Origin of the sequence: Promicromonospora soli, assembly GCF_014653785.1 — a bacterium.
In the GTDB taxonomy this organism is placed as follows: domain Bacteria; phylum Actinomycetota; class Actinomycetes; order Actinomycetales; family Cellulomonadaceae; genus Promicromonospora; species Promicromonospora soli.
Genome location: NZ_BNAS01000002.1, coordinates 788,230 through 797,108, shown reverse-complemented (window position 1 = coordinate 797,108; position 8,879 = coordinate 788,230). Strand labels below are relative to the sequence as shown.

General features: G+C 69.7%; 8 protein-coding genes. 5 read left to right on the top strand and 3 right to left on the bottom strand.

Features of this window, described 5'->3' with window-relative positions:
* Nucleotides 1-70: 70 nt before the first annotated feature.
* Complete coding sequence (locus tag IE250_RS09380) at nucleotides 71-469, bottom strand: hypothetical protein (protein WP_189668984.1); 399 nt, start codon at nucleotides 467-469, stop codon at nucleotides 71-73.
* Nucleotides 466-2,139, bottom strand: coding sequence for a polymorphic toxin-type HINT domain-containing protein (locus tag IE250_RS09375; RefSeq protein WP_189668983.1), 1,674 nt, complete (start codon nucleotides 2,137-2,139; stop codon nucleotides 466-468). The genes IE250_RS09380 and IE250_RS09375 overlap by 4 nt, the downstream gene beginning before the upstream one ends.
* Before the next feature lie 93 nt (nucleotides 2,140-2,232).
* Here IE250_RS09375 and IE250_RS24835 point away from each other — a divergent pair, with 93 nt between their 5' ends.
* The 4 genes from IE250_RS24835 to IE250_RS09360 all read left to right on the top strand — a co-directional run bounded on the left by IE250_RS24835 (nucleotide 2,233) and on the right by IE250_RS09360 (nucleotide 7,514).
* On the top strand, nucleotides 2,233-2,355 hold the full coding sequence (locus IE250_RS24835; protein ID WP_268247797.1) for a hypothetical protein: 123 nt from the start codon (nucleotides 2,233-2,235) through the stop codon (nucleotides 2,353-2,355).
* Nucleotides 2,352-3,653 carry an MFS transporter gene (locus tag IE250_RS09370; RefSeq protein WP_189668982.1) on the top strand — a complete coding sequence of 434 codons (1,302 nt, stop codon included), beginning with the start codon at nucleotides 2,352-2,354 and terminating at the stop codon, nucleotides 3,651-3,653. The genes IE250_RS24835 and IE250_RS09370 overlap by 4 nt, the downstream gene beginning before the upstream one ends.
* A 108-nt stretch (nucleotides 3,654-3,761) precedes the next feature.
* On the top strand, nucleotides 3,762-4,166 hold the full coding sequence (locus tag IE250_RS09365) for a hypothetical protein (protein ID WP_189668981.1): 405 nt from the start codon (nucleotides 3,762-3,764) through the stop codon (nucleotides 4,164-4,166).
* 63 nt (nucleotides 4,167-4,229) lie between these two features.
* On the top strand, nucleotides 4,230-7,514 hold the full coding sequence (locus IE250_RS09360) for a DEAD/DEAH box helicase (RefSeq protein WP_189668980.1): 3,285 nt from the start codon (nucleotides 4,230-4,232) through the stop codon (nucleotides 7,512-7,514).
* 4 nt (nucleotides 7,515-7,518) lie between these two features.
* Here IE250_RS09360 and IE250_RS09355 read toward each other — a convergent pair whose 3' ends face one another.
* A complete protein-coding gene (locus IE250_RS09355) occupies nucleotides 7,519-7,872 on the bottom strand; it encodes an MmcQ/YjbR family DNA-binding protein (protein ID WP_229872288.1) in 354 nt (117 codons plus the stop codon).
* Between the two features lie 65 nt (nucleotides 7,873-7,937).
* Between IE250_RS09355 and IE250_RS09350 the strand changes: the two genes are divergently transcribed.
* Nucleotides 7,938-8,792 (top strand): DNA-binding transcriptional response regulator, encoded by an 855-nt coding sequence (locus IE250_RS09350; protein WP_189668978.1) that lies wholly within the window; start codon nucleotides 7,938-7,940, stop codon nucleotides 8,790-8,792.
* The last annotated feature ends 87 nt before the right edge of the window (nucleotides 8,793-8,879 follow it).

The following is an 8,879-nucleotide window of genomic DNA, read 5'->3' as shown; positions in this document are numbered from 1 at the left end:
CGCTGGTCGAGCTTGCCGAGACCGGGTCTCGGCAAGCTCGACCAGCGCAGGGCTCAACCAGCAGGTCTCCTCAGGAGCGCACCGGCGGCGTCTGGCCGTAGTACGGGCGCAGCACCTCCCCCAGCTTGCGCTGGACGCCTCGGAGCGCCTTGACCGTCTCCTCGTCGGTCAGGCCGGTCGTTGTGCTCCAGTCGGTACCCGAGCCCATGAGGTCGCTGGCGAACACGATCTCGGTCGCCAGGAGGATGCGCGCCCAGTCCGCTCCTGCGATCGGTACGTCGTCCTTCAGGTCCCGCCTGAACGAACGGCACCTCTCCAGCAGATCGTCGACCCCGTCGAACCCCATGCCGCGGGCCAGCTGGTCGCTGGCGTGGGCCGGGCCGCCCCACTCCAGCAACGCTCGGACGAGCAGGTCGATCTCGGTCGGTTCGAGGAGGCTACGAGGTGCAACCGATCCGGCGTCTGTCACGTGAGTGTCCCCCAGTATTCGTCGATGTCGTTGCTGCGGTTGAAGACCGTCCCGCCGTCCGGGTGCATCGGGTCATGGACCACGACCGTCGAGCCGTCGCTACCCTGGAACGCCCTGCGCAGCCTGCTCAGGTCCTTTGCTCGGGAAGGGTTCGTCATGACGTCAGTGACGTGCCTTCCGAGGTCGTCGGCCGACATCCCCGGGAACTCGGAAGCGTGCTTGGCGTCCGCGTGGCCACGCGCGATGTCCACGGCGTCCTCGATGCGGTCTGAGTCTGTCAGACCCCCGTGGGTGTGGTCGGCGTTGTGGACCAGGATCGGGGTGTTGCCGGCCTGGACGTAGTAGTTGTGGTGGGTCTCGACGTGGAAGTTGTAGACCGTCTCCGCGTCGGTCTCGGTGCGGTGCTCTGTCTCGATCGCCTGGACCGGTGTGGTGGTGCCCTCGGGGGTGACCAGCAGGTCGCCGACCTTGAGGAACGCGGCGTCCATCCACCCGCGGCCGGAGACCATGAACGGGTGCTCAGCGGTGGTGGAGACCCGCTCGCCCGCAATGGTCAGGTGGAACAGCTCTGTCGTGGTGCGTACGAACGTCTCGACCACGACCTGCAGCTCGTCGCGGCCCGTGGCCAGGTCGTGCGCCCAGACCTTGTCGCCCACCCGGATGTCCTCGATCGGGCGGCGCCCGTCCGGGGTGTGGATCAACGTCCCGGCGACGAAGCACTTGCCGAAGCCGAACTTGCAGGTCTTGCCGGATTTCAGACCCTGCTTGAGCGCGCCCTTGCTGATCCCCTTCGCCAGCCCGGTCGCGGCCTTCGCCGCAGCACCCAGACCGATCAGGCTCAGCGCGGCGCCCGCGATCGCGATCCCCGCTTCCGCCCAGGAGCGTTCGCCCGTCGCGGCCAGCGTGATGTTCGCGACCGCGCTCACTATCGCGGCGACCGCGGCGATGACGATCAGCACCCCGGCCAGCGCGGTGCCCACGATCGGGATGAACGCCACGATGATCGCCAGGATCCCCGCGATGGTGGAGATCATGTCCGCGATGTCCGCGATCGCGGCGACGAGCTTGGACCCCCAGTCCTCCCACCACCCGTCGTTCAGATCATCCGAGCCGGTGATCTCCTCGATCCGGTCGATCGCATGCTCCGCGGCCCGGTTACGGTCCGAGACCGCGGACTCGATGCTCGACTTCGCCGAGGAGATCGCGCCGGCCGCCTGGTCCGCCTCGCCGTCGGCCTGCCGCGCCTTCTGCTCGTACTCCGCCTTCTCCGTCTCGTCCTTCGCCGAGTCGGCCAGGTCCTGCCACCGGTCCTTGGACCCCGACGCGGCCTGCGCCGCATCCTGCGCATCCCGCGCCTTGTCCAACGCGGCCAGCGTCTCGGACTGAACGCGTTCCAGGGAGGAGGCGTACCCGACCAGGGCCTCCCCGGCTGCGACGTACCGGCCGTGCGCCTTGCGGATCTCGCCGATGGTGTCTTCCTTGGTCGCCATCAACGCATCCACCGCCTGCGACACGGTGCCCTCGACATCCAGCCGGGACATCGCCGACGCGGCGTTGTCGATCGAGCTGGCGACCTCCAGATACTCCTGCCCACCCGAGAGGACCAGCACCGGGTCACCCGGCGTCGGGTCCGAGTCCAACCCCACCGGCGACCAATCAGACGGCCTCATCGCACCACTCCTGCGCAGACTCCACCGACACACGGATCCGTCACGGGAACCACCTCCGACCAGGGAGAATATCCACAGGCGACGGCACGCACCATGGATACCACTCCCCATGGCGTCGGGCCCCGGTACGTCGTCGGCCCGGCCGCTCGCGTTCCCCCGGCGCACGCCGCCGTCGACCACCGCGGCGGCGGACGGGCAACTACTGTGAACGAGTGACCGTCCTTGCCGAACTGCGCGCGCTGCTGCGCCTGCCCGGGTTCCGCAAGCTGTTCGCGGTTCGCCTCGTCTCCCAGGCCAGCGACGGCATGTTCCAGGTGGGTCTCGCCAACCTGTTGTTCTTCAGCCCGGAGTCGCAGGGGTCGGCCTCCGCGATCGCCGGGGCGTTCGCGATGATGCTGGCGCCGTTCACGATCGTGGGCCCGTTCGCGGGCGTGTTCCTGGACCGGTGGCAGCGGCGACAGGTCCTGGTGTTCGGCAACGCGGTACGCGTGCTGCTCACCGGCACGATGGCGGTGCTCATGCTCACCCAGGGCGTCACACCCGCGATCTATGTGCTCGGGCTCGCGTCCCTGAGCGTCAACCGGTTCCTGCTCGCGGGCCTCTCGGCGGGCATGCCGCGCGTGGTCCAGGGCGAGCTGCTGCTCACGGCGAACGCCCTCACGCCGACGCTCGGCGCGGGCGCCGCCTTCCTCGGCGGCGGTGTGAGCTTCCTGCTCAGCTTCTTGATGCCGGCCGGCCGGATCCAGGACGCGACAGCGCTGACCTGCGCGTGCATAGTCATGGGCTGCGCCTCGCTGCTCGGGCTGCGGATGTCGCGCACGCTGCTGGGCCCGCTGCGGCCCGCCGTCGGCTCGGTCGGCAACGAGATCGTGGTCGTGGCCCGCGGCCTGGTCGACGGCGCCCGCTACCTCGCCGCCCGCCGCACCCCTGGGCAGGCGCTACTGGTGATGGCACTGCACCGATTCCTGTATGGGGTGGTGTTCATCGCGTCGATCCTGATGTCGCGCAACCTCCTGTCCGATCCGGGCGACCCCACCGCCGGTCTCGGGATCTTCGCCCTGGTGATCGGCGCGACCGGCGTCGGCGGCGCACTCGCTACCGTGCTCACCGCGGTGCTGGCCCGCCGCATGACCCCCCAGTCGTGGATCGCCGTGATGCTGCTGGTGGCGGGGGTCTCGCAGCTGGTCCTCGTGCCGGAGCCAGGCTTCGTCGCCGTGGTCACGGCCGCGGCGCTGCTGGGCCTCGCGGCGCAGGGTACGAAGATCGCCGTCGACACGATCGTGCAGCGTGACTCCGAGGACGCCTACCGCGGCCGCGCGTTCGCCTTCTACGACGTCCTCTACAACGCGGCGTTCGTCGGCGCGGCCGCCCTGGCGGCCTTCCTCGTGCCCGACGCCGGGTGGTCGCCCGGTCTCTTCGTCGCTCTGTCCTTGGGATACGTGGCGGCGGCGTTGCTTTTCGGCATGGGAGGCGCTCGCACAGCCACACTAGCGAGGCAAACGCAAGACGGGTGAATTTGTGGATGATGTCCGGTCTCTATGCCTCTTCTGAGGGCGGAACGGTGCAAGGATTGGCGCACTTACCTGCACCAACACCTACACAGGGACTGGAGGCTTCCGTCCATGTCTGACGCACCCGCTGTCACTCCGACGCCCACATGGAGTGAGGTGTTCCCCTGGTTCCGCGAAGTCATGGCCGAGGAAGACGCCTGGTATGTGGGTCAGGTCGACAACAAGACCGAAACCGGCACGGCGCGCCTCGCTGAGGCCGCTGTGACCCGGCTCAAGCCGCTGCCGGTCGGCCGGCTGTTCCCCGCAGTGCGGCGGGTCGAGCGCCTCGACGATCTCACCTGGCCCAAGCATCGGCTGCTCAACGCCCTGCACCGCGGTGGCTGCTTCACCGGTGAAGACCTGTCCTACATGGTGATCGCCGAGATGCTCTCCTGGGAGTCGGTCGGCCCGATCATCGTGAAGCAGATCCTCGAGGTCGTCGCACTTGAGGAGATCCGAGCCAGCACCGCCAAGTAACAGGTCACGACGCGCTGTGGATAACTCGACGGACGCGGCTCACGGGCGTGGAACCATGGACAGGTGCCCACGCCGATCCCCGCCCCGCGCATCCACCTCGCGGCCATCAAGCTCTTGGTGGACAGCGGCGCGTTCCTGCGCGGCGAGGACTACCAGAGGCAGGGCCGGGTCATCTCCTGGGAGTGGCTGCCCGACGACCTGCTGCTCATCTCGTGGGTGCGCGGCAGCGGTCGCAGCACCTACTCGTGCTCGATCGAGTTCAGGGTCAGCACACCCGGTCCTCCCGTCGTCGTCGGCTCCGACTGCACGTGCCCGGTCGGGTCCGCCTGCAAGCACGTCGTGGCCACGCTCATCGAGTCCGGTTCGGACGGGCTGGCCTCGATGGTCCGGCCCGCGTCGTCGCTGACGCGCGCGCCGCAGGTCCCGGAGTGGAAAGCCGCCGTGCAGCAGCTTGTGCCGACGGCGCCCGCTGCGGCCCCGTCGACGGCCGAGACCAGGCCGGAGCTCGCCCTGCAGTTCCGGGTCGACGGCACGACCTCCGCCAACGACCTCTCCCTGTCGATCCGGCCGGTCCAGCGCAATGACCGGGGCGCGTGGGTCGGCGGCTCCGCGTCGTGGAACTACATCCGCAACGGGTTCATCCGCGGCCTCGACCCCAGGGTCCGGGAGTGGTTCACCACGCTCGACGCCCTGCGCGCCACGAGCCCGCGCGGCTACGGGTACCTCAGCGCGGGCGACTGGATCAGCCTGGACGACGTGCTCGCCCGCCCGTTCTGGCACCACCTGACCGACGCCGCGGAGCTCGGCATCGAGCTCGTCGGCAAGTCCAGGCGGGAGTCGCTGCGCGTGGCCCGCGAGGCGTCCATCGCCCTGGATCTCTCCCGTCCCGAGGGCGGCGCACGCCTCGAGCGGACCGTCGCCTTCGACGGGGTTGTCACCACCGCGAGGTCCGTCGGGCCGCTCGGCTACCACGGCCTGTTCGCGGTGGAGGAGTCGCCCTCGGGCCGCACCATCATCCTGGGCCCGACGGCGGCTCTGCTCACCGATCAGGAGCGCGCGGCCGTGCACCTGGCCGACGTCGCCATCCCGGCCGACGCGGTCGACGAGTTCCTCGCGGACTACCTCCCGCTGCTCCGCCGCGAGGTGCGCGTCCGCGCCGACGCCGACGTCGAGCTGCCGGAGCTGCCCCGGCCGCAGCTCGTGGTGTCCGTCGAGGCGGTCTCGGCGGCGGAGATCAGCGTTGCGTGGCGGTGGGCGTACCCGCCGTCGGACAAGGAATACCCGCTGACCACCGCACTGGAGCCGGGCGCGGACCTGCGCGATCTCGCGGCGGAGGCCGCGACCCTGGGCCGCGCGGTCGGCGCCGTGCGCGAGGTGCCCGGCTTCGGCCACTTCCGCGTGGCGCCCGAGGTGTTCCGCGGGCTGCAGGCCATGGACTTCGCGACCACGGTACTGCCAGTGCTCAGGGAGCTGCCGGACGTCCGCGTCGAGAGCGACAAGCTGCCCGAGTACCGCGGCCTCGAGGCAACGCCCGTGGTCAGCATGCGCGCCGACGACAGTGGCGACCTGGACTGGTTCGACCTGGGTGTCATGGTCACGGTCAACGGACGCGAGATCCCGTTCGGGCCGCTGTTCGATGCCCTCGCGCGGAACAAGAAGCGGTTCATGCTGACCGACGGCACCTGGCTGCGCACCGACCTACCGGTGTTCGCGCAGCTCCGGGCCCTGATCGAGGAGGCGCAGCGACTGTCGGACCAGCCGGGCAAGCTGCGGATCAGCCGGTTCAACGCGGGCCTGTGGGCGGAGCTGGAGCAGGTCTCCGACGTCGTCGAGCAGTCCGACCGGTGGCGACGCTCGGTGAGCGACCTCGTCGCGCTGACCGCGGACGGCGTAGGCGGGCCGGAGCCGGTGCCGCCGCCCGTCGGCCTCAAGGCCGAGCTCCGGCCGTACCAGCAGCACGGCTTCGAGTGGCTCACGTTCCTGTGGCGGCACGGGCTCGGTGGGATCCTCGCCGACGACATGGGCCTCGGCAAGACCGTCCAGACCCTCGCCTTCGTAGCCCAGGCCCGGCAGGAGATGTCCGACGGCGAGGCCGGTCCTCGCCCGCCGTTCCTGGTGGTCGCGCCCGCCTCCGTGGTGAGCAACTGGGCCGCGGAGGCCGCCCGGTTCACCCCGGACCTGAAGGTGGTGGCCCTGCCGACCACGGCGCGGAAGGCTGGTTCGACCGTCCCGAAGATCACGGCGGGGGCGGACGTGGTCGTGACGTCGTACGCGATCTTCCGGCTGGACTTCGAGGCGTTCGCCGACGTCGAGTGGAGCGGCCTGATCCTGGACGAGGCCCAGTTCGCGAAGAACCACCAGACGCGCGCCAACGAGTCCGCCCGCCGGCTGAAGGCTCCGTTCAAGCTGGCGATCACTGGCACGCCCATGGAGAACAACCTCATGGAGCTGTGGGCGATGCTCGCGATCGTGGCGCCGGGGCTGTACGGGTCGGCGACCAAGTTCCGGGAGGACTACGTCAAGCCGGTCGCGGGCGAGGGTGACTCGACGCCGCTGCTGGCCCGGCTCCGCCGTCGGATCCGGCCGCTGTTGCTGCGCCGTACCAAGGACCAGGTGGCGCCGGAGCTGCCCGAACGGCAGGAGCAGGTGCTTCGCGTGACCCTGGATGCCAGGCACCGGCGGATCTACGACACGCATCTGCAGCGCGAGCGGTCCCGATTGCTGGGGCTGCTGGAGAGCTTCGACGAGAACCGGGTGGCGGTGTTCCGAGCCCTCACGACGCTGCGCCGTATGGCGCTCGATGCCTCCCTGGTGGACCCGGAGTACGAGGGCGTGGGGTCGGCCAAGCTGAGCCTGCTCGCCGAGCACCTGGCCGAGGTTGCCGCCGAGGGGCACCGCGCGCTGGTGTTCTCGCAGTTCACGTCGTTCCTGGCGAAGGCGGCCGAGGTGTGTACGGAGCTGGGGATCCCGTATGAGTACCTCGATGGATCCACGCGGAAGCGGGCCGAGGTGATCGGCCGGTTCAAGGACGGGACGGCGCCGGTGTTCCTGATCAGCCTCAAGGCGGGCGGGTTCGGGCTCAACCTCACCGAGGCCGACTACGTCTACCTGCTCGATCCGTGGTGGAACCCGGCGACGGAGGCGCAGGCGATCGACCGCACGCACCGCATCGGGCAGACGCGGAATGTGATGGTGTTCCGGATGGTCTCGGAGAACACCATCGAGGAGAAGGTGATGGCGCTCAAGGAACGCAAGGCCCGGCTGTTCGATGCGGTGCTGAGCGACGACGCCGGGGCGTTTGCTGGGGCGCTGGGGGTCGAGGATATTCGGGGGCTGCTGGAGGGGTAGTTGCCTACCGCTCGTCCAGCTCCGCCAGCAGGCGCTTCGGCGCGATCTGCCGGTACGCCTCCTCGATGATGGCGGCGATCTCGTCCCAGTCGACGTCGACGTCGAGCCGCACGCCCAGCCATCCACGCACCCCGACATACGGCGGACGGTAGAACCGGTCCGGCTCCTTCTCGACCGCCTCCTCCTGCGCGCCGGGAGCGGCCGCGCACCAGATCGCGAGCGGGCCGCCGTGTGTGTGGTCGGAGTAGCTCACGAAGGTCTTCTTCACGAACCAGGTGGGTGCGCCATGGCTCAGCTTCTCGGTCACCTCGGGAAGTGCGAGGCAGATCTCGCGGATGCGATCGAGCGGCTCGGTCACTGGTGGCACCTCCATTGGTCGGCGCTGTTCCGTCCCATCATCCCCTGACCGGTACGTTTACCCTCGTGGCCGACCTGATCAGCGCTATCGCCAACCTCCTGTGGCCCCTGCTCGTGATCGTCGTGCTGCTGGTCTTCGGCCGGCAGCTCCTGTCGAAGTTGAGAAACTCCGACGACGTGACCCTCGAGATCGGCGGGCAGCGGCTGAACTTCAAGCAGGCTACGGACCAGCAGTCGGACATGATCACCGACCTGCAGCGCGAGGTGGCGTCGCTGAAGCGCCGGCTGGACGACGTCGGGCATGGCACCGGGGCGAGCTACCGCGTGCGTCCGGGCGGCCTGCCGCCCTACGAGTTCTCGGAACGTCGGGACGACAACGACTGGCTGCGTCCGATCGAGATCCCGGGCAAGGCGGGGCCGGGGGCACCCGAAGCGGCCACCCCACCCGCCGACGATGACCTGGATCTGATGCCGGACCCCTGGGAGCCGTTGCCGACGGTCCCAGGTGCGCCGACGATCCCCAGCGCGCCCACCACGGTCCCCCCGACGCCGCATTCGATCCTCTGGGTCGACGATCACCCCGAGAACAACGCGGTCCTGGCCGACTCGTGGCGCCGCGACGGCGCAGACGTCGAGATCGCACGCTCGACCAGCGAGGCGATGCGCCTCCTCGAGGGGCGCCGGTACGGCCTGATCATCTCGGACATGGGCCGCCGTGAGTCCCACGTCGATGTGCCCGACGCCGGCCTCCGCCTCCTCGCGAACGTCCGCGCCACGGACCCGGGCACTCCGTTCGTGCTCTACGGAAACGTCGCCCAGTTCGCCGATGCGGCCCGCGCCAAGGGCGCGACGATGGTCACGGGCTCAACGTTCGAGCTGATGGAGTTCGCGAGCGGGCTGGGGATGCTCGACCAGGTGTAAGCGCATCCGCTGGCCGAGCGTGCGCCCGGTCGTCGAGGGTGTTCCCTCTAGTCGAGCCTGTCCCCGGTGGTCGAGCTTGTCGAAACC